The organism is Streptomyces aidingensis (genome assembly GCF_900112355.1).
Taxonomy (GTDB): Bacteria; Actinomycetota; Actinomycetes; order Streptomycetales; family Streptomycetaceae; genus Streptomyces; species Streptomyces aidingensis.
The window spans coordinates 451,288-470,301 of the sequence record NZ_FOLM01000002.1 but is presented as its reverse complement, the minus strand read 5'-3'; the positions used below and the strand labels follow the sequence as shown (position 1 = coordinate 470,301).

Below are 19,014 nucleotides of genomic sequence, written 5' to 3'. Positions count from 1 at the left end.
TGCCGCTGAATTGATGTGCGCGGTATGCGGGGGACGCGCATGCCGGGGTGACAGCGATGGTAGCGATTGATGGGTATTTGGCGACATTTGCTCACCCTTTTGAGCGATGCGATTCCCGGTTTTCGAATCGCGAGGTTGACGGGAGCTGCTCGAACTGGGCGATTTCTCCCGGATGTTCCGCAGGAATCGCCCAGGATGTTTCCCGGGTACCCGGACATGCGAAACGGGCCCGTGCATCCCCCGAGAGGAAGCACGGGCCCGCTTGTCCCGCCCGGCCGGACCGGTCCGGTAACCGGTCAGCCGGTCAGCCGGTCAGTCGGTCAGGCGCTCACCGGTGCTGGCCGAGAACACGTGGGTCTCGCCCGGCCGCGGCACCACGTGGACCTGGGAGCCCTTCTGCGGCACCTGGCGGCTGTCCACCCGGATCACCAGGTCCTTGACCTCGCCGCCGACCTCGGCGGTGCCGTAGATGTAGCCGTCGGCGCCGGTCTCCTCGACCACGTTCACCGAGACGGCGATACCGGCCGCGTCCGTCGGGTCCTCCTTGCTCAGGCCCGCCGAGTCGCCGTTGCCGGTGACCTCGAAGTGCTCGGGACGGCAGCCCACCACCACGTGGGTGTCGCCCTTGGCCTGGGCCTCGGACAGCGCGTGGCGCTCGATCGGCACCACGCTGTTGCCGAACTTCACGCCGCCCTCGATGATCGGCACCTCGATCAGGTTCATGGCCGGGGAGCCGATGAAGCCCGCCACGAAGAGGTTGGCCGGCTTGTCGTACATGTGCCGCGGGGTGTCCACCTGCTGGAGGAGGCCGTCCTTGAGCACGGCCACCCGGTCACCCATGGTCATGGCCTCGACCTGGTCGTGGGTGACGTAGACGGTGGTGACGCCCAGCCGCCGCTGGAGGCTGGCGATCTGGGTGCGGGTCTGCACCCGGAGCTTGGCGTCGAGGTTCGACAGCGGCTCGTCCATCAGGAAGACCTGGGGCTCACGCACGATGGCCCGGCCCATGGCGACCCGCTGCCGCTGACCGCCGGAGAGCGCCTTGGGCTTGCGGTCCAGGTACTCGGTGAGGTCGAGGATCTTGGCGGCCTCCTCGACCTTGGCGCGGATCTCGGCCTTCGGCACGCCCGCGATCTTGAGCGCGAAGCCCATGTTCTGGGCGACGGTCATGTGCGGGTACAGCGCGTAGTTCTGGAACACCATGGCGATGTCCCGGTCCTTGGGCGGCAGGTGGGTGACATCCCGGTCACCGATGTGGATGGAGCCTCCGTTGACGTCCTCCAGGCCCGCGAGCATCCGCAGAGAGGTGGACTTGCCGCAGCCGGAGGGGCCCACCAGAACGAGGAACTCGCCGTCCTCGATCGCGATGTCGAGCTGGTCGACGGCGGGCACGGTGGAGCCCGGGTAGATCCGGGTCGCCTTGTCGAAAGTGACCGTAGCCATGATGTTTCTGTCTCCTTCACCGGCAGGAACGTGCCGGACGATCCGAGTAAAGGGAGTGCCTGGGAGCGTCCACGCAGGTGGACGTTCCGGAAACCTAACCCGAAAGAGTGACTGCTGTCACCACTTGGTGGTGCACGGCACAGAGAAAGGGTCCGTCCGGTCCCGTGCGGGCTTGGGTAGACTGCTCGGGTCCTGCCGCCTTAGCTCAGCCGGTCAGAGCAGCTGTCTTGTAAACAGCAGGTCGTCGGTTCGAATCCGACAGGCGGCTCACCTGGCGGGAAGCGCCCTCTGGCTGCGCAGAAACGTTGCGGAAGAGGGCGCTCCGGCCGCCCGCCCGGGGTGTGCCGCCGCATGGGATCGATGGCGGGCTGTTACACGCCCGCCGGGCGGCCGATGGGTTCCTTCCGTACCGTCCGTAGTCATCAACGGTCTTTCCGGGGCATTCGCGCATGTGCGCCCCCGGAACCAGGGAAGGGGAGCCGCCATGAACGTGAACAACCGGGCGGAGCGGATGCGGCGGTCCGGCGCGGCGCTGCTGGGGGCCGCGGTGCTGGCCCTGGGCGGCGCGGCCTGCGGCCAGCAGGACGAGGAACCCGCCGGTTCCGCCGCCGGAAACACCGCCACCGGGCCCGCCGGGTCGCAGGAGCCGTCCGAGCCTTCGGAGCCGGATGAGTCGTCGGAGTCCCCGGAACCGTCCGGGACCGCGCCGTCCCCGGATGCCTCCGCGGAGCAGGCCGGGGCCGGCGACGCCGGCCAGGACGAGCGGTCCTGGGTCTTCAGCTACTACGGCGAGGTCAACAACGCGGAGATCGAGCCGGTCCACCTGGTGCTGTCGGAATTCTCCACCCTGCGGGACCTGACCTGGGACACCTGGGGCGCGGACTCGGCCACCGGCAGCGGCTCGCTGTCCGGCATGTGGTGCCTGCCGGAATGCACCGACAACCCTTATCAGGCGGAGATCACCCTCACCGCCCCCGAGCCCATGGCGGGCGGCGAAGGCGAGCAGATGTTCGGCACCTTCCGCCTGGAGGTGGAGCTGCCCGCCGCGGACGCCCGGTTCGCCCAGGTCGAGGACCTGTCCGGGGAACGGCCGCTGATGACGGTCGGTGCCGGGGAGGTCGAGCGCTGGCGGATCGGCGGCGAAGAGGTCCCGGATCCGGTCACCCCATGACCGTCCCCCGCCCCCGCCGGCCGACGGCGGCCCTGCTGGCGACGCTGCTGGCGGCCACCGCCGGCTGCGCGGGCCCGTTCGGCGCCGACGGCGGCGTGCGGGTGGAGGGCGCGGCGCCCACCGCCCGCCCGCACACCGGCCCCGTCTACGTCAGCGATCCGGCGGCCCAGCCGCTGCGCAGGCCGGAACGGTTCGGCATCACCGAGTTCGTCTCGCTCAGCCGGCTGCGCTGGGAGTCCTGGGACGAGCCGGTCGCCTTTGCCGAGGGCATGGTGGCGGGCACCTGGTGTCTGCCGGACTGCCTGGCGGAGCCGTATCCGGCCACCGTGGAGCTGCGCGACCCGGTGCCGGTGGAGGCCGTCTACTACTACAGCCGCGCCACCGTGCGCTCCCCGGACCTGCCCGCCGAGCTGGCCGGGGAACTGCTCGACTTCCCCCTGAACATCCCCTACCAGGAGTGAACGGAACGCATCGGCCATGACTGACGGCTCCACGGACACCACGGTGGGCGCGGCGGGCCCGGACGGCACCGAGGTGCTGCTGGTGGAGGACGACGCCGTGCTGCGGGAGGCCACCGGTCTGCTGCTGGAGCGCTACGGCTTCCGGGTCCGCACCGCCGAGGACGGCCTGACCGGACTGGAACTCTTCCGCGGCCACGCCCCCGATGTGGTGCTGCTGGATGTGATGCTGCCGCTGCTGGACGGGGTCAGCGTGGTGCGCCGCATCCGGGAGACCAGCCGGGTGCCGGTGCTGATGATCTCGGCCCGCACCGATCCGCTGGACGTGGTGCAGGGCCTGGAGGCCGGGGCCGACGACTATGTCACCAAGCCCTACGACACCTCGGTGCTGGTGGCCCGGATCAGGGCGGCGCTGCGCCGGGCCGCCCCGCCGCCGCCCGCCCCGCCCGGGGCACCGGCCGCCGCCCCGCCGCCGCTGCGCTTCGGCGACCTCACGGTGGACCCGCGCGGCATGGAGGTGCGGCGTGACGGCCGGCCGCTGGAACTCACCCCCACCGAGCTGAGGCTGCTGCTGGTCTTCGCCGGTGAACCGGGCGTGGTGCTGGACCGCTCCACCCTGCTGGAGCGGGTCTGGGACTATGCCTGGGGCGGGGACACCCGGGTGGTGGACGTCCATGTGCAGCGGCTGCGCGGCAAGATCGGCCACGACCGTATCGAGACCGTGCGCGGCTTCGGCTACAAGCTGCGCCGCTGACCGCCGGAGCGGGGGCCGGGCGATGGGACTGCGGATCAAGCTGGCACTGCTGGTCGCCGGGGTGGCGGCGGTGGTGGCGGCCGTGCTCGGGCTGCTGGTGCATGAGCAGACCTCGCGCCGCCAGCTCGATGTGGCCCGGCAGGCGCTGGACGCGAAGCTGGTGGCGGGCGCGCGGCAGCATGCCATGCGGATGGACGGCGGGGTGCTGGTGGACCCGGAGGACCTGCCGGCCGCGCTGCGGCGGACGGTCACCGACTCCCCGGTGCGGGCCACATATCTGGAGCGGGGCGCCGACGGACCGGTGCTGTGGGCGGCCACGGTGCCGGCCGCCCCCGGAGCCGGCGGCGGCGGGCCGGACGAGCCGGGCGGCAGCGGCACGGTGCTGGCGGTGCGCGAGTCCTACCGGCCGCAGGCGCAGGCGCTGGCCGCCCTGGACCGCACGCTGGTCGGCGCCGGGGCGGCGGCCACCGCGCTGGGCAGTCTGCTGGGCGCGCTGGCGGCCGGCGTCACCGGGCGGCGCATCGGCCGTTCGGCGCGTACCGCGCAGCGGATCGCGGGCGGTGACCTCTCCGCCCGGGTGCGGCCCGGCCGCGGCCGGGACGAGGTGGCCCGGCTGGGCGCGGCGGTGAACACCATGGCGGACGCGCTGGGCGAGCGGCTGGCGGCCGAGCGCCGGATCACCGCCGACATCGCGCATGAGCTGCGCACCCCGGTGGCCGGGCTGGTCACCGCGGCCGAACTGCTGCCCCCGGGCCGGCCCACCGAGCTGGTGCGGGAGCGGGTGACCGTTCTGCGGCGGCTGGTGGAGGACGTGATCGAGGTGGCGCGGCTGGAGACGGACGGGGTGGAGCGCGCGGTGTTCGAGACCTGCCGCACCGCGGCGCTGGCCCGCCGTGCGGTGGCCGCGCACGCCGCCGCGCTGCCGCGCCCCGGTCCGGCCGCGCCCGTCGAGGTGGTGGTGCGGGCCGACGCCGAGGTGCGGACCGATCCGCGGCGGGTGGCCCGGGTGCTGGCCAATCTGCTGGCCAACGCGGAGCGGCACGGCCGGCCGCCGGTGGTGCTGGAGGTGGCCGGCCGGGAGCTGCGGGTGCGCGACCACGGGCCGGGCTTTCCGGCGGACCTGCTGGCGCACGGGCCGCGCCGGTTCCGTACCGGGGCGCCGGAGCGGGGGCACGGCACCGGGCTGGGTCTGACCATCGTCACCGGCCAGGCCAGGCTGCTCGGCGCCACCGTCACCTGGGCCAACGTTCCCGGTGCCGGGGGCGGTGCCGAGGGCGGGGGCGTTGGCGGGGGCATTGGCGGAGCGGTGGCCGTGCTGCGGCTGCCGGTCAGGGAATGAGCACCACCTTGCCCACGGTGGCCCGGGTCTCCAGGGCCCGGTGCGCGCGGGCGGCGTCGGCCAGCGGGAAGCGGTGCACCGGCGGACGCAGGGTGCCGTCCGCGGCGAGCGCCATGGCCCGTTCCTCCAGCGCCCGCAGATTGTCCAGCATGGCCGGGCCGAGCACGGTCTCCGCGGTGATGGACCGCTCCCGCAGCTCCGCCTCGCCCATCGCCGCCGGGTCGGCGGAGCCGTCGAAGCCGGGCACCGAGGCCCAGCCGTAGCGCAGATGGCGTCCGCCGGGGGCGAGCAGCCCGGCGGCGTCCCGGGCGAGGGGTCCGCCGACCCCTTCCAGGAGCAGGGTGGCCGGACGGTCGCCGAACATGCGGCGCACCTCTTCCGGCCAGCCGGGGCGGTTGTAGTCCACGGCCGCGGTGGCGCCGAGGCCGGCCACGGCGGCGGTCTTGTGCGGGCCGCCGGCCGCGCCGACGACGGTGGCGCCGCGGTGCCGGGCGTACTGCACCAGCAGCGAGCCGATGCCGCCGGCCGCGGCCAGCACCAGCACCAGATCGCCGGGGCCGGGGCCCGGCTCGGCGGCGCGCAGCACGCCCATGGTGGTGCGGCCGGTGCCGATCATGGCCACCGCCCGGTCGAAGGGGAGCTCCGCCGGGAGCCGGTGCAGCCGCCCGGCCGCGGTCACCGCCCGGTCCGCGTAGCCGCCGGGCACCATGCCGAGATGGGCGGCCACCCGGGCGCCCAGCCACTCCGGGTCGGTCTCCGGGCCGAGCGCGGTGACCGTGCCGGCCACCTCGCGGCCGGGAACGGTGGGCAGGTCCGGGCGGGGGAAGCGACCGCCGGGCGCTCCCCGGCGGAGCACGGTGTCGACCAGGTGGACGCCCGCGGCGGCCACCTCGATCAGCACCTCGCCGGCGCCGGGCACCGGGTCGGGAAGGTTCTCCGGCACCAGGTTCTCCGGCGGTCCGAAGCTGTGCAGCCGAATGGCACGCATGACAGAACTCCTCCGTTCCCGGACCGCGGGTGCGCGATCCGCCGCCACCATTCTTGAACTTCAACCGAACTTCAGATCAAGTCCTCCCGCGGCACCGCAACGAGCCGGGCCGCGCCGGGCCGGAGTGTCGGTGCCGTGCCGCAGACTGGCGGCATGACACCCGCACCCACCCGGATCAGACCCGCCCAGCGCCCCCGGATCTCCCGGCCGGAGCAGTGGCGGCCCGGCCCCGGCCGCCCCGGGCCGGACGACGACCATGACGGACTGGAGTTCGCCGGCCTCGACTGGTCGGGGCTGCGGGCACGCGGCATGACGTTTCTGGAGTGCGCGATCCGCCGTTGCGCGCTGGACGACGCCGATCTGCGCCGTGCCCGCCTGACCGACACGGTGCTGGAGGAGGTGCGCGGGATCGGGGTCCAGCTCTCCGAGGCGACGCTGCGGGACACCGAGCTGTCCGACGCCCGCCTCGGCGGCCTCCAGCTCGGCGGCGCCGGGCTCAACCGGGTGCTGGTCCGCCGCTGCAAGATCGACTATCTCAATCTCCGCCAGTCCCGCCTCACCGACGTCACCTTCCAGGACTGCACGCTGAACGAGCCGGATTTCGGCGGGGCGCGGCTGGAGCGGGTGGTCTTCGCCGACTGCGAGCTGCGCGGCGCCGACTTCTCCCACGCCGAACTGCACGACACCGACCTCCGCACGGCCTCCCGGCTGGAGATCTCCCGGGGTCTCGACCGGCTCGGCGGGGCGGTGCTCACCCCCGCTCAGCTGCTCGACCTCGCCCCGGCCCTCGCCGCCCACCTCGGCATCATCATCCAGCCCTGATCCGCCGCGCCGACTCGGCTGAACGGAACCGGGCGGACATCACTGTGGGGGTGGGTTCGGGCCGGAGCCGGGCCGGGCCGGGTGCGGCGGAGGGGACGGTGGCGTCCGGATGTTTCACGGGACACCTTCCCGGCCGGATCATGGCAGGCGCGGCAGGGACGCGAGGGCCCGCTGACCCCGTGGTGCGGGTCGGCGGGCCCTGGGCCGGTCCCGGCGGGTCAGACGTTGACGCCGAAGTCCTGGGCGATGCCGACCAGGCCGGAGGCGTAGCCCTGGCCCACGGCGCGGAACTTCCACTCGGCGCCGTGCCGGTACAGCTCGCCGAAGACCATGGCGGTCTCGGTGGAGGCGTCCTCGGAGAGGTCGTAGCGGGCGATCTCCGCGCCGCCGTTCTGGTTCACCACCCGGATGAACGCGTTGCGCACCTGGCCGAAGTTCTGGCCGCGCGAGTCGGCGTCATAGATGGAGACCGGGAAGACGATCCGCTCCACCTCCGGGGAGAGCCCCTCCAGGAAGACGTTGATCTGCTCGTCGTCGCCCTCGCCCTCGCCGGTGAGGTTGTCACCGGTGTGCTGGATGGACTGGTCCGGGGACATCAGGTTGTTGAAGAAGATGAAGAAGCCGTCGTTGACGACCTTGCCGCCGGCGTTCAGCGCGATGGCGCTCGCATCGAGGTCGAAGCCGGCTCCGGTGGTGCTGCGTACGTCCCAGCCGAGGCCGATGGTCACGGCTTTCAGGCCCGGCGCCTCCTTGGTCAGTGAGACGTTGCCGCCTTTGCTCAGGCTTACAGCCATGAAGATCCCTTTCCTTGGCGCTCGCGGGGCGCGCAGGGTATCCGTCCGTCCTGTCGGTCCCTGCCGACGTTACCGCCCCTGGGGACAACGTGGGGAGCGGACGCAGCGTTCCGTCGCCCCGAATACCGGGGAACGCCGGACGGCGACGACGGTAACGACGATGACGGCGATAACGGGGTGCGGGGCCGCGGTGCGGCAGGAAGGATGGAACGCATGTCCGGTCCCCATGTCATCCGCGGCTCGGTCCGGCTCCCGGTGTCCGAGCTCCGCTGGCGGTTCTCCCGCTCCTCCGGGCCGGGCGGCCAGCACGTCAACACCAGCGACACCAGGGTGGAGCTGTCCTTCGACCTGGCCGCCACCGAGGCGCTGCCCGAGGTGTGGAAGGAACGGGCGCTGCGGCGGCTGGCCGGCCGGCTGACCGACGGCGTGCTCACCGTCCGGGCCGGCGAGCACCGCTCGCAGTGGCGCAACCGGGAGGCCGCGGCGGTGCGGATGGCGGCGTTGCTGGCCGAGGCGACCGCACCCCCGCCCAAGGCGCGCCGGCGCCGTCCGGTGCCGGCCGGGATCAAGGAACGGCGGCTGCGGGAGAAGAAGCGCCGCGGGGAGCTCAAGCGCGGCCGGTCCGGCGGCCGGAGCGGCCCCGCCTGGGACTGACCCCGGGCCGGGCGGTCCCCTGTTCAGCCCAGCGCGCGGTAGCGGCTGCGGTAGTAGAGCAGTGGCCCGCCCTCGGCGGCGGGCAGCGAGACGCCGAGCACCCGGGCCACCACCAGCGTGTGGTCGCCGGCCGGCACCCGCTGCTCGGTGCGGCATTCCACGGCCGCCAGCGCGCCCTCCACCAGCGGTGCGCCCGTGGCCTCCCCGACCGTGTGCGGCACCTCCTGGAACAGCAGCCGGTCGCTCACCCGCCCCTTCATGGCGAACCGCCCGGCCAGCGCCCGCTGCCGCTCGGAGAGCAGCGAGGCCGCCCACAGCGGCTGCCGCTCCAGCAGCTCCTCCATCCGCGATCCGGTGCGCACGCTCACCAGCACCAGCGGCGGCTCCAGCGAGACGGACAGGAACGCCGTGGCGGTCATCCCGGCGGGCGCGCCGAACGGGCCGTCCTCCTCGTCGTGCGCGGTGATCAGCACCACACCGGCCGCCAGCCGCGCCAGTGCCCCGCGGAATTCCTCCTCGGTCACTTCTTCAGCATGGATGACGGCGGCGCGGCCGGTGGGGACGCCGTCCGGACTGCGGGGGCCGCGCTGCGGGCCCTGGTGCGCGCTGCTTGACACATCAGTAACGTAACCGCCGAGGACCGGCTCCCGCATCGGGCGCGGGAACCAGGACCCCCGACGGAGGGCCGGACCGGGACCGGGGAGGAGGGGCGCACGGAACCGGCGCGAGGAGCCGAGAGAATCCGGAGAGGGATGATGTGACATGAGTCACAGCACCCCACTAATTGCTGACCCTGTGTACCGATCGAACAGCTCCCTGTGATTCAGTGGCGTGTGTATCTGCACGTGCATTTGGGCCGGGGGAGTGATGGGAACGGACACGGAGCCTTATGTTCGTCTCGCGTCGCTGCGGGAGCTGCACCAGGTGGTCGCCCGGCTCAATCACGCACGCGGCATGGCCGACACCCTCCAGACCATCGCCAACGGTGCCGTGGAGGTCCTCGGCTTCGAACTGGCCGCCGTCAATCTGGTCCGTACGGACGGAGATCTGCTGGTCGCGGCGGTGGCCGGCAGTGAGGACGCGGAGGCCGCGCTGGCCGGACGGACCGGTTCCCGCCAGGCGTGGGAACGCCGGCTGTCCATGGGGGAGGACTGGGAAGGGCTGCGTTTCATCCCCTACACCGAGGGCTGGGTACTGGACGACGACGACGTCCCGCAGTGGCACACCACCGGCCCGGCCCCGCGCTATCCGGACGAGTGGCACCCCATGGACCGGCTCTTCGCCCCCATGCACGCCTCCGACGGCGAACTGCTCGCCGTGCTCGCCCTCGACCGCCCCCGCAACGGCCGCCGCCCCGGCCCCTGGGGCCGCGAGGCCCTGGCCCTGTATGCCTCGCAGGCGGCCATAGCCGTCAGCAACGCCCGGCTGCGTGCCAACATGCAACGCGCGCTGATACGCCTGGAGCGGGAGAAACAGGCGTTGCGGGCGAGCGAGGAGAGCTTCCGCCAGGCGTTCGAATACGCGCCCAGCGGCATGGCCATCGTGGAGATCGGCGGCGAGGACCACGGCCGCCTGATGCGGGTCAACGACGCCCTCAGCCGGCTGCTCGGCCGCCCCGCGCCGGTGCTGTGCCGGTACAGCTTCGCCGACCTCGTCCACCCCGAGGACACCGCCGTACTGCTGCGCACCTCACCGGACGGCGGGCGCGCCGAGCTGCGGCTGGCCCGCCGCGACGGCAGCTACTGCTGGGTCTCGCTGCGCAACTCGGTGGTCGCCGACACCGGCGGGCCGTTTCTGCTCACCCATGTCGAGGACATCGAGGACCGCAAGCGGCACGAGCTGGCGCTCGCCCACCGGGCCAGCCACGACGCGCTCACCGGCCTGCCCAACCGGGCCGAGCTGCGCACCCGGCTGGACGCCCGGATCTGCGACCGCCCCGAGTTCGACCCCACCGGAGACGGCTACGACGGCCATGAGCACGTCTGGGAACCGGACGCCCCCTACGGCGACGGCAAGGGCCTGGCCGTGCTCTTCTGCGACCTGGACGGCTTCAAGGGCATCAACGACCGGCACGGCCACCAGGCCGGGGACGAGGTGCTCAAGGAGGTCGCCCGCCGCCTCCAGCGCCTGGTCCGGGAGCGGGACACCGTGGCCCGGCTCGGCGGCGACGAATTCGTGGTGCTGGCCGACGGCCTCGGCCCGGCCGACGCCTCCGACCTGGCGGTACGGCTGCGCAACGCGATCATCCCGCCCATCAGGACCGAGGGCGGCCGTACGGTCCGGGTCGGCGCCAGCTTCGGCATCGGCTGGGCCGCCTGCGGCATGACCACCGAGCAGATACTGGAATCGGCCGACCAGCGGATGTACATCGAAAAGCGCTCCCGCCACCAGGGCGGCAACCGCCGCCGCGCCTCCTGACCGCGCGCCATGGTGACCGGAGGGTGATCTCCGCGTGACCTGGACGACGGATGGGGTCGCCCGAAAGGGGTAGGCTCGCGCCCTGAAGGTGTATGAGGGTGGGGACTCGTGAAGGAGCGCAGGCGATGAGCTCGGGCAACAACGGGATGGGCGGTGCGCCCGAGGGAGACGACCCGTTCGGCTATCTCTACCGCCCGGAGGGCGGCGGGCAGGGGCCCGCCCCGCAGGCGCCCCCGACCTACCAGCAGGTGCGGCCGGTCGGCGAACGGCAGTACGGCCAGCGCACCGCCGCGGGTGGCGGCGGCTACGGCTATCCGCCCCAGCAGTCCCCGGACGCCCGCTATGCCGCGCCGGAGACCGTCCCCGGCGGCCCGGCCGGCGGCGGGCGGCCCGGCCATGGCCACGGCCCGGAGGGCGAGGAGCCGCCGCGCCGCAACGGCCTGCTGATCGGCGCCATAGCCGTGGTGACGGCGGTCGTCCTCGGGGTGGGTGCGGCCATCCTCTTCAGCGGAGACGACGACCAGGACCCCGCCGCGAACTCCGGCACCGGCACCGGCGAGAACGCGGACCCGGCCGACGAGCCGGAGAACCAGAACGGCGAGGACGACCCCGAGGAGTCCGCCGCCCCGGAGGAGAGCGAGGAGCCGGTCGAGCTCCCGGAAGCCGGTCTCACCTCGCTGGCCCTCTCCGGCGGTGCCGTCCTGGCCGGCGACATCGCGAACGCCCGCTCCGCCGACGGCACCTACATCACCGGCCTGAACACCCCGGGCGCCACTGTGAGCTGGACATTCGACTTCGAGGGCGAGCCCGGCGTCTACCGGCTGTACATCGGCTACTCGGTGCCCAAGGGCGATCAGGAGATGAGCTTCGCGGTCAACTCCGACTCCGAGATCCGGTCCGACCCGCTGGAGTTCAAGGACTACGCCAAGAACGACGCCTTCGACAAGAACTGGGTCCGGACCTGGAAGAACGTCGAGCTGGTGGAGGGCAGCAATGTCATTCACATGGGCTGCGACCAGGGCGACAAGTGCGACGTGCTGATCGACAAGATCCTGATCACCGAGAACAAGGACATCCCGCAGTGGTGAAGCCGTGAGGTGCTGAAGCCGAGCGGCGCTGAGCCGTGACGAGGGCGGCCGGCCCGGAGGATCGCTCCGGGCGGCCGCCCTCGCCGTACCGGCGCGGATCAGGCGGTGCCCGGTGGCGGGAGGAGCCAGGTGCCCTTACGCATGACGGCGGTGACCTCGAAGGACTCGTCCAGGACCACCAGATCCGCGTCCTTGCCGGGGGCGAGTGAGCCGACCCGGTCGTCGATGCCCAGCAGCCGGGCCGGGGTGCGGCACAGGGCGGTGACGGCGTCGGTGACGGCCAGGCCGTCCACGGTGACCGCGCGGCGCAGCGCCCGGTCCAGGGTGAGGGTCGATCCGGCGATGGCGCCGCCCTCCACCAGCCGGGCCACTCCGTCCCTGACCTCGACCTCCAGCGGGCCCAGCGGATAGCGGCCGTCGCCCATGCCGGCCGCGCCCATGGCGTCCGTGATGAACGCGACCCGCGCCGCGCCCGCCTCCCGGAAGGCGAGCTGGAGCACGGCCGGATGCAGATGCGTGCCGTCGTTGATCAGCTCCACGGTCACCCGCTCGTCCTCCAGCAGCGCCGCGATCGGCCCCGGATCGCGGTGTGCCAGCGGTGCCATGGCGTTGAACAGGTGGGTGGCGACGGTGGCCCCGGCCCGGATGGCCTGGCGGGTGATGTCGTAGTCGGCGTCGGTGTGGCCGACCGCGGCGATCACTCCCAGCTCGCTCAGCAGCCGCACCGACTCCAGGCCGCCGGGCAGCTCCGGCGCCAGCGTCACCATGCGTGCCGTGCCGCGCGCCGCGTCGATCAGCTTGCGCACCGCCGAAGGGTCCGGGTCGCGCAGCAGGGAGGGCTGGTGGGCGCCGCAGCGGCCCAGCGCGATGAACGGCCCCTCGAAGTGGATGCCGGCCAGTTCGCCGTCCTCCACCAGCTCGGACAGCACCCCGGCCTGCTGGGCCAGATCGCCCAGATCACCGGTGACGGTGGAGGCCGCCATGGTGGTGGTGCCGTGCCGGCGGTGGGCGTCCAGCACCCGCAGCGCCTCCTCGTGGGTGCCCGCGGAGAACGAGGCCCCGCCGCCGCCGTGCGCGTGCATGTCCACGAAGCCCGGCAGGACCCAGTGCCCGGAGAGGTCGATCTCGGTGCTGGGAGCGCTCCCGGCCGCGGGCGCGGAAACGTCCGCGGAAACGCCCGCGGCCGGTGCCGCGGCCGGTCCGGTCTCCGCGATGCGGGTGCCCAGAACGGTGATCCGGCCGTTGTCGTCCACGCCGGTGGGCAGCACCACCCGGGCTCCCGTGAGCACGGTGTGCCGGCCGGCCGGGCCTTTGGTGGTCATGAGTACTCATCCCTCCGCGGAGTTGTCGTGGTGGCGGCTCTCCCAGGCGAGCAGTCCCGCGCCCAGGCACCCCGCGGCGTCCCCGAGGGCCGCCGGAACGATCGTGGGGTGATGCTGAAAGGCGATCCGGGCGGCGACGGCCTCGCGCAGCGGCACGAAGAGCGTGTCGCCCGCCTCGGCCAGTCCGCCGCCGACGATCACCATGTCCGGGTCGAGCAGGGTGATTCCGACGAGCAGGCCGTCGGCCAGCCCGTCCACCGCCCGCTGCCAGACGCGGCCGGCGGCCGGATCGCCGGCCGCCGCCGCGCGGGCGGCGTCCGCGGCCGTGGCCCGCGGATCGCCGCACTCGGCGGCCCAGGCCCGGCCCACGGCCGCGGCCGAGCACACCGTCTCCAGGCAGCCGCGCTGCCCGCAGCCGCACCTCTCGCCGCCCGGACGGACGATGATGTGGCCGATCTCACCCGCTCCGCTGTGCGCTCCGGCCTCGATGCGGCCGTCGATGCCGATCGCGCCGGCGATTCCGGTACCCAGCGCGAGAAAGAGAAAGCGGCCGTCCGCCGCGCCCGCGCCGGCCCCCAGCCGGCCCTCGGCCAGCCCGCCGGCCCGCACATCATGGCCCACGGCGACCGGGAGGCCGGCCAGCCGCTCGCTCAGCAGGCGGCGCAGCGGCACCTCGCGCCAGCCGAGGTTGGCGGCGTAGCGGACCTCTCCCGCGGCCTCGTCCAGAATGCCGGGCACCACGATGCCCGCGGCGGCCGGTTCCCGCGCATACAGGTCCAGACCGGTGGCATGGAGCTGCTCGGCAAATTTCAGGACGCCGGCCAGCGTGCCCTCGGGGCCGCCGTCCCTGGCGGTCGCCCGGCGGGCGCGGTGCAGTGCGGTGCCGTCGCGCGCGAGCAGGGCCGCTTTCATGCCGGTGCCCCCGACGTCGATGGCGATGACGTACTCGGGCCGGCCCGCGGGGTCGCCGGGGACGGACTCGGTAAGCGGTTGAGTCACGGGCACAGTGTCGCCCGAAAGCAGGAGAAAGGCCTAGTCCAGTGTGCTGGAGTGTCAGCATTGTTTCCCTGTGCTTGCGCTCCGCGACGGATTCCGGGCCGGGCGGGCACGGCGGCGGCCCGTTCCCGCCCGCTTCGTACGATGAGGGCATGAGCAGCGACGAGCAGGAACCGGAGCCCGATCCCGGGCCTGGGCCCGGACCCGAGCCCGAGCCGGAGCCGGAGCCGGAGTCCGAGCCGGGGCCGGGGCCGGAGCCGGAGTCCGAGCCGGAGCCGGAGTCCGGGTCCGGCGGGGCGGGGCTGTCCGAACGGGACAAGGCCGTGCTGGAGCTGGCCGGCCGCAACTGGTCCGGCCGCGCGGCCTGGGAGCGGGCGATCCGGGAGCGGCTGGACATGTCCCCGACCCGCTACCACCAGCTGCTCAACGCCCTGCTCGACGATCCCCGGGCCCTCGCCCACGCACCGGTCACGGTCAACCGGCTGCGCGCCCGCCGCGACGAGCGGCGCGCCGCCCGCTGAGCGGGTGCGGCGTTCACCGGGACGCCGTGAGGCGTACTACTGCCGGGCGGGCCGCCCGCTTAGGCTCAGGACCCATGGACAGCCTCCCCGAACCGACCACCGAAGAGGGCCGCGAAGGACTGGCGGCCGTCCTTGACCAGCCGCAACGCGCCCTGGTGGCGCTCGACTTCGACGGCACGCTGGCGCCCGTCGTACCCGACCCCGAGCAGTCCAGGCCGCATCCGGATGTGCTGCCCGCGCTCTCCCGGCTCGCTCCGGTGATCGCCGGGGTGGCGGTGATCACCGGCCGGCCGGCCGCCGTCGCCGCCCGGCTCGGCGGCTTCGCGGACGCCCCCGGGCTGGAACGTCTCACCGTGCTCGGCGCATACGGCGCGGAGCGCTGGGACGCCGCCACCGGCGAACTGCGCACCCCGCCCCCGCACCCGGGGATCGCCGCCGCCCGCTCCGCCCTGCCGGCCGTGGTGCGGGAGTCCGGCCCGGACGCGGTCATCGAGGACAAGGGCGGCGCACTGGCCGTGCACACCCGCCGCTCGGCCGACCCGGCGGGCACCCTGGCCGCGCTGCGCGAGCCGCTGGCCGCGCTGGCGTCCCGCTGCGGACTGGCCGTCGAGCCGGGCCGGTTCGTGCTGGAACTGCGCCCGCCGGGGACGGACAAGGGCATGGCCCTGGCCGAGCTGGTGGCGCGCGTCGAACCGGCGGCGGTGCTCTACGCCGGGGACGACCTGGGCGATCTGGCGGCGTTCGAGACCGTGGCCAAGCTGCGTGCCTCCGGGGTGGCCGGGCTGCGGGTGTGCAGCGGCGGCGAGGAGGTCCCGGCGGCGGTGACCGCGGTGGCGGATCTCGTCGTCCCCGGCCCGCCCGGCGTCGCCGCCCTCCTCACCGCGCTCGCCGACACCCTCCGTCCCTGAGGTCTCCCCGGCCGGGCGGGCGGGGGGATCAGACGGCGGCGACGATGGCGAGGATGAGGGTGAGGAGGACGGCGAGGGTGACATAGCCGGAGACCACGCCCGCGGTGGCGAAGCCGGAGCCGCTCTCGCCGGTGCGCCGTATCTCCGCGTGTCCCTTGTGCCCGTAGATCACGGCCGGGACGGCGGTCAGGCCGAGGGTGGACGGAATCAGCCCGGCGCAGATACCCGCGATCAGCGCGGAGCCGTTGATCGGCGGCTTGGGCGGCTTCAGGCCCGCGCCCGGGACGGCCGGCGGCCGGATGTGCACCAGCGGCGCGGGATCCGGCCGCGGCGCCGGGTACGGCCCGGCCGGCGGCCATTCCGGGCGTGGGCCCGGTCCCTGCGGCAGATCGCCGACCAGCAGCGCCAGATCGGCGTAGGTCAGGCAGCGCGGCAGCCGTTCCAGGCGGTCGTCCAGCTCCTGGCGGGTCAGGCGCCCCTCGGCGAAGCCCGCCCGCAGCACGTCGGCGGTGCGCTCCCGGTCGGCGTCCGCGACCCGCAGGGCCGCCTGCTGCCACTCGGGCCGCGGCGGAGGGGAACCGGGCGGTCCGGCCGGGGGGTAGTGCCCTCCCGGGTAGTGCGCTGCCATGTCCGTGCCTCCCTCCCGTCCGCCCAGGGTACCGGCCGGTCGCCGGCGGGCCGGGTGATGCCCCGTCAGGGGATGTCCGCCCGCTGATCCTCGTTCTCCACGCCGGTCTCGACGTTGCCGCCGCCGGTCCCGGTGCCGTCGAAGGTGACCGCGGCCACCGCCGAGCCCAGGATGAGCAGTGCCCAGAAGGCCATCGCCAGATAGCCGAGGACCAGGCCGGTCACGGCCATCCCGTCGCCCTGCTCCCGGGTGCGGCGGATCTCCGCCCGGGCCTTGTGGCCCAGGATCACCGCCGGGATCGCCGCCACTCCGCCGGTGAAGACGGTGAGCACGCCGCAGATCAGGGCGCCCGTCGCGGCGCCGTTGGTGGTGCGCGGCGGTGCCGGCTGGAAGGTCGGGGGCAGCGGCGGCGGAACCGGCACCGGCTGGGGCGCCGCCATGGCGGTCATGGGCATCGGGCCCTGCGGCAGATCGGAGATCAGTGGCTGGATCTCGGCATAGGTCATGGCGTAGTTGAGCCGGGACAGCCGGTCGTCCAGCTCCTGCTTGGTGAGCCGGCCCTCGGCGAAGCCGGCCTTGAGCACGTCCGCGGCCCGCTCCCGGTCCGCGTGTGAGGCCCGCATCACCGGGGACTGCCCATAGGGCCAGCCCTGCGGCTGCGGTACCTGCCGTCCGCGGGGTTCGACGGGCCCCGCCGGACCGCCGGGCCACTGCATCGCCATACCGGCCACCTCCCACGCCGCGCTCTCTCTTCCGTGACGCATCGCGCGCCGGGTGAGTTCCCTCCCGGCCGGCCGAACGCTTCCCGCACCCCCTTTTCGGGCGATTTTACGTAACCCGATTGGCGTCTGGGGAGATATCCGGATCGGAAGAAGAACGCCGACGGCGGCACCGTCCGCCGTGACCGAAGGGAAAGCGATGCGCGCAGCGAACGGACGCGGGCGGCGGAGGGCGGGCGTGACGGCCGGGCTGGGCCTGGCGGTGGCGGCGGGCGCTCTGGTGACCGCACCCGCCGCCCGGGCCGACGAGACCCACCACAACTCGCACAACGGCCCCCAGTGGTCGCTGATCTCCACCGGGCAGATCGACGACCCGCTGGAGGACGTGCTGGAGCACGCCACCGTGCTGGGCCGCACGGTGATGATCGAGTCCGAGGGCGTCTGACGGCCGCCTCGCGGCGGCGGCTCATCCGCGCAGCGCGGTGAGCTGGGCCAGGAACCAGGCCTGCGGCGGCAGCGCGGTGGCCGCCGCGGCCAGCCGCTTGGTGCGCTCGGTGCGCTCGTCCTCGGGCATGACCAGGCCCAGATGCAGGGCGTGCGCGGTGCCCGCGATGTCGTAGGGGTTGATCACCAGGGCGTCGTCGCCGAGTTCGGCGCAGGCGCCCGCCTCGCGGGAGAGCACCAGGGCGCAGCCCCGCTCGGACACCACCGGGATCTCCTTGGCGACCAGGTTCATGCCGTCCCGGATCGGGTTGACCAGTGCCACATCGGCCATCCGGTAGGCGGCCAGCGAGCGTGCGAAGTCGTCCTTGACATGAAGCACGACGGGGGTCCAGGTCTCCGTGCCGAAGGCCGAGTTGATCTCCTCGGCCAGCCGCGACACCTCGGCGGTGTAGTCCCGGTAGATGGCCAGATCCTGGCGGGAGGGGTAGGCGAAGGCGATGTGCACCACCCGGTCGTGCCACTCGGGACGCTCCGTCAGCAGGCGCCGGTAGGCGAGCAGTCCGCGCACGATGTTCTTGGACAGCTCGGTGCGGTCCACCCGCACGATGGTGCGCCGGTCGCCGACCTGCGCGCGCAGCGCGGCCAGCCGTTCGTCCACATCGGGCCGGTGGGCGCGCTCGCGCAGGAAGTCGGCGTCCGCGCCGAGGCCGTGCACGCCGATCCGGGTGGTGCGGCCCTCGTGGGTCAGATGCAGCTCGGTGCCGCGGTCGGTGACCTCGGCGCCCAGCACGGTCTGGCAGCAGGCGGCGAACGCCTCGGCCCAGCGCCAGGTGAGGAAGGCGGCCCGGTCGCCGCCCAGCATGCCGAGCAGCAGCCGGCGGGCGACCGGGTCGGGCAGTATCCGGAAGCCGGCCACCGGCGCCCAGGGGGTGTGCGAGAAGTGGCTGATCCGCAGGTCGGGGCGGAGGGTGCGGAGCAGGCCGGGCACCAGGGCCAGATGGTAGTCCTGCACCAGCACGGCGGCGCCCGGAGCGGCCTCCTCGGCCAGGGCCTGCGCGAACGCCCGGTTGTAGTCCTCGTAGTGCCCCCAGTCCGCCTCGAAGGCGGCGTCGTACACCGGCTCCAGCGGGGTCTGGTAGAGCATGTGGTGGACGAACCAGAGGACGGAGTTGGAGATGCCGTTGTAGGCGGCGTGGAAGGTGCCGGCGGGGATGTCGAGCATCCGTACCGCCTGGCCGCCGGTGTCGGCGCGGTCCAGCAGGGCGGTGCCCGCGCCCGTTCCCGGGCCGGCGGCTGCGGCTGCTGCGGCGGCGCGGCGGGCGGCCTCGCGGTCGCCCTCGCCGAGGGCGGCACACACCCAGGTCCCGGCCTCGGCGCCGAGCGCGCTCAGGCCCGAGACCAGGCCGCCGCCGCCGCGCCGGGCGGTGAGGGTTCCGGAGCCGTCGGCGGCCGGGGAGTAGCTGACCGGGCCGCGGTTGGAGGCGACGAGTACCTGTCCGGAGGTGCCGGTGGTCTGTCCCGTGGTGACCATGCGCGGAACTTAGCCC

General features: G+C 73.8%; 20 protein-coding genes and 1 tRNA gene. 12 read left to right on the top strand and 9 right to left on the bottom strand.

Annotated features, from left to right (window positions below; translation table 11 throughout):
- Positions 1-312: 312 nt before the first annotated feature.
- Positions 313-1,443: an ABC transporter ATP-binding protein gene (locus tag BM242_RS06630; RefSeq protein ID WP_093837704.1), complete on the bottom strand. Its 1,131-nt coding sequence runs from the start codon at positions 1,441-1,443 to the stop codon at positions 313-315.
- Positions 1,444-1,637: 194 nt separating this feature from the next.
- Here BM242_RS06630 and BM242_RS06625 point away from each other — a divergent pair.
- The 5 genes from BM242_RS06625 to BM242_RS06605 all read left to right on the top strand — a co-directional run bounded on the left by BM242_RS06625 (position 1,638) and on the right by BM242_RS06605 (position 5,165).
- Positions 1,638-1,711 (top strand) — tRNA-Thr (locus tag BM242_RS06625).
- A gap of 216 nt (positions 1,712-1,927) precedes the next feature.
- Positions 1,928-2,614 (top strand): hypothetical protein, encoded by a 687-nt coding sequence (locus BM242_RS06620; RefSeq protein ID WP_093837703.1) that lies wholly within the window; start codon positions 1,928-1,930, stop codon positions 2,612-2,614.
- The gene (locus BM242_RS06615) at positions 2,611-3,075 is read left to right on the top strand and encodes a hypothetical protein (protein WP_093837702.1); all 465 of its coding nucleotides are present in this window, start codon (positions 2,611-2,613) and stop codon (positions 3,073-3,075) included. Before BM242_RS06620 ends, BM242_RS06615 begins: the two co-directional genes overlap by 4 nt.
- 16 nt (positions 3,076-3,091) lie before the next feature.
- On the top strand, positions 3,092-3,826 hold the full coding sequence (gene cseB / locus BM242_RS06610; RefSeq protein ID WP_093837701.1) for a two-component system response regulator CseB: 735 nt from the start codon (positions 3,092-3,094) through the stop codon (positions 3,824-3,826).
- 22 nt (positions 3,827-3,848) lie between these two features.
- Positions 3,849-5,165: a sensor histidine kinase gene (locus BM242_RS06605; protein WP_093837700.1), complete on the top strand. Its 1,317-nt coding sequence runs from the start codon at positions 3,849-3,851 to the stop codon at positions 5,163-5,165.
- On the opposite strand, the gene BM242_RS06600 is transcribed toward BM242_RS06605, so the two are convergent.
- Positions 5,155-6,153 carry a zinc-binding dehydrogenase gene (locus BM242_RS06600; RefSeq protein ID WP_093837699.1) on the bottom strand — a complete coding sequence of 333 codons (999 nt, stop codon included), beginning with the start codon at positions 6,151-6,153 and terminating at the stop codon, positions 5,155-5,157. The two genes, BM242_RS06605 and BM242_RS06600, sit on opposite strands and share 11 nt — an antisense overlap.
- 153 nt (positions 6,154-6,306) lie before the next feature.
- On the opposite strand from BM242_RS06600, the gene BM242_RS06595 reads away from it, so the two are divergent.
- Positions 6,307-6,975 carry a pentapeptide repeat-containing protein gene (locus BM242_RS06595; protein ID WP_093837698.1) on the top strand — a complete coding sequence of 223 codons (669 nt, stop codon included), beginning with the start codon at positions 6,307-6,309 and terminating at the stop codon, positions 6,973-6,975.
- A gap of 218 nt (positions 6,976-7,193) precedes the next feature.
- On the opposite strand, the gene BM242_RS06590 is transcribed toward BM242_RS06595, so the two are convergent.
- On the bottom strand, positions 7,194-7,769 hold the full coding sequence (locus BM242_RS06590; protein ID WP_093837697.1) for a TerD family protein: 576 nt from the start codon (positions 7,767-7,769) through the stop codon (positions 7,194-7,196).
- A gap of 204 nt (positions 7,770-7,973) precedes the next feature.
- Here BM242_RS06590 and arfB point away from each other — a divergent pair, with 204 nt between their 5' ends.
- A complete protein-coding gene (arfB, locus tag BM242_RS06585; RefSeq protein ID WP_093837696.1) occupies positions 7,974-8,423 on the top strand; it encodes an alternative ribosome rescue aminoacyl-tRNA hydrolase ArfB in 450 nt (149 codons plus the stop codon).
- Between the two features lie 23 nt (positions 8,424-8,446).
- On the opposite strand, the gene BM242_RS06580 is transcribed toward arfB, so the two are convergent.
- A complete protein-coding gene (locus BM242_RS06580) occupies positions 8,447-8,947 on the bottom strand; it encodes a flavin reductase family protein (RefSeq protein ID WP_245833887.1) in 501 nt (166 codons plus the stop codon).
- 343 nt (positions 8,948-9,290) lie between these two features.
- On the opposite strand from BM242_RS06580, the gene cdgB reads away from it, so the two are divergent.
- Positions 9,291-10,841, top strand: coding sequence for a diguanylate cyclase CdgB (cdgB, locus tag BM242_RS06575; protein ID WP_093837694.1), 1,551 nt, complete (start codon positions 9,291-9,293; stop codon positions 10,839-10,841).
- 125 nt (positions 10,842-10,966) lie between these two features.
- Positions 10,967-11,929: a hypothetical protein gene (locus BM242_RS06570; RefSeq protein ID WP_093837693.1), complete on the top strand. Its 963-nt coding sequence runs from the start codon at positions 10,967-10,969 to the stop codon at positions 11,927-11,929.
- A gap of 98 nt (positions 11,930-12,027) precedes the next feature.
- Here the strand turns inward: BM242_RS06570 and nagA are convergent, their stop codons facing one another.
- Entirely contained in the window at positions 12,028-13,251 is a 1,224-nt protein-coding gene (nagA, locus tag BM242_RS06565) for an N-acetylglucosamine-6-phosphate deacetylase (RefSeq protein ID WP_093837692.1), read from the bottom strand.
- A 6-nt stretch (positions 13,252-13,257) separates the two neighbouring features.
- Positions 13,258-14,163 (bottom strand): ROK family protein, encoded by a 906-nt coding sequence (locus BM242_RS06560; RefSeq protein WP_093837857.1) that lies wholly within the window; start codon positions 14,161-14,163, stop codon positions 13,258-13,260.
- A 236-nt stretch (positions 14,164-14,399) separates the two neighbouring features.
- Here BM242_RS06560 and BM242_RS06555 point away from each other — a divergent pair, with 236 nt between their 5' ends.
- A complete protein-coding gene (locus BM242_RS06555) occupies positions 14,400-14,768 on the top strand; it encodes a DUF3263 domain-containing protein (protein WP_093837691.1) in 369 nt (122 codons plus the stop codon).
- A 74-nt stretch (positions 14,769-14,842) separates the two neighbouring features.
- The gene (otsB, locus tag BM242_RS06550) at positions 14,843-15,676 is read left to right on the top strand and encodes a trehalose-phosphatase (protein ID WP_093837690.1); all 834 of its coding nucleotides are present in this window, start codon (positions 14,843-14,845) and stop codon (positions 15,674-15,676) included.
- Between the two features lie 28 nt (positions 15,677-15,704).
- Here otsB and BM242_RS06545 read toward each other — a convergent pair whose 3' ends face one another.
- Positions 15,705-16,304 (bottom strand): DUF1707 and DUF4190 domain-containing protein, encoded by a 600-nt coding sequence (locus tag BM242_RS06545; protein WP_245833867.1) that lies wholly within the window; start codon positions 16,302-16,304, stop codon positions 15,705-15,707.
- A 65-nt stretch (positions 16,305-16,369) separates the two neighbouring features.
- The gene (locus tag BM242_RS06540) at positions 16,370-17,026 is read right to left on the bottom strand and encodes a DUF1707 and DUF4190 domain-containing protein (protein ID WP_342746940.1); all 657 of its coding nucleotides are present in this window, start codon (positions 17,024-17,026) and stop codon (positions 16,370-16,372) included.
- Positions 17,027-17,222: 196 nt separating this feature from the next.
- Here BM242_RS06540 and BM242_RS06535 point away from each other — a divergent pair, with 196 nt between their 5' ends.
- Positions 17,223-17,468 carry a packaged DNA stabilization protein gp10 gene (locus BM242_RS06535; RefSeq protein WP_245833866.1) on the top strand — a complete coding sequence of 82 codons (246 nt, stop codon included), beginning with the start codon at positions 17,223-17,225 and terminating at the stop codon, positions 17,466-17,468.
- A gap of 21 nt (positions 17,469-17,489) precedes the next feature.
- On the opposite strand, the gene BM242_RS06530 is transcribed toward BM242_RS06535, so the two are convergent.
- Positions 17,490-18,998 carry an alpha,alpha-trehalose-phosphate synthase (UDP-forming) gene (locus tag BM242_RS06530; protein WP_093837688.1) on the bottom strand — a complete coding sequence of 503 codons (1,509 nt, stop codon included), beginning with the start codon at positions 18,996-18,998 and terminating at the stop codon, positions 17,490-17,492.
- Positions 18,999-19,014 lie beyond the last annotated feature (16 nt).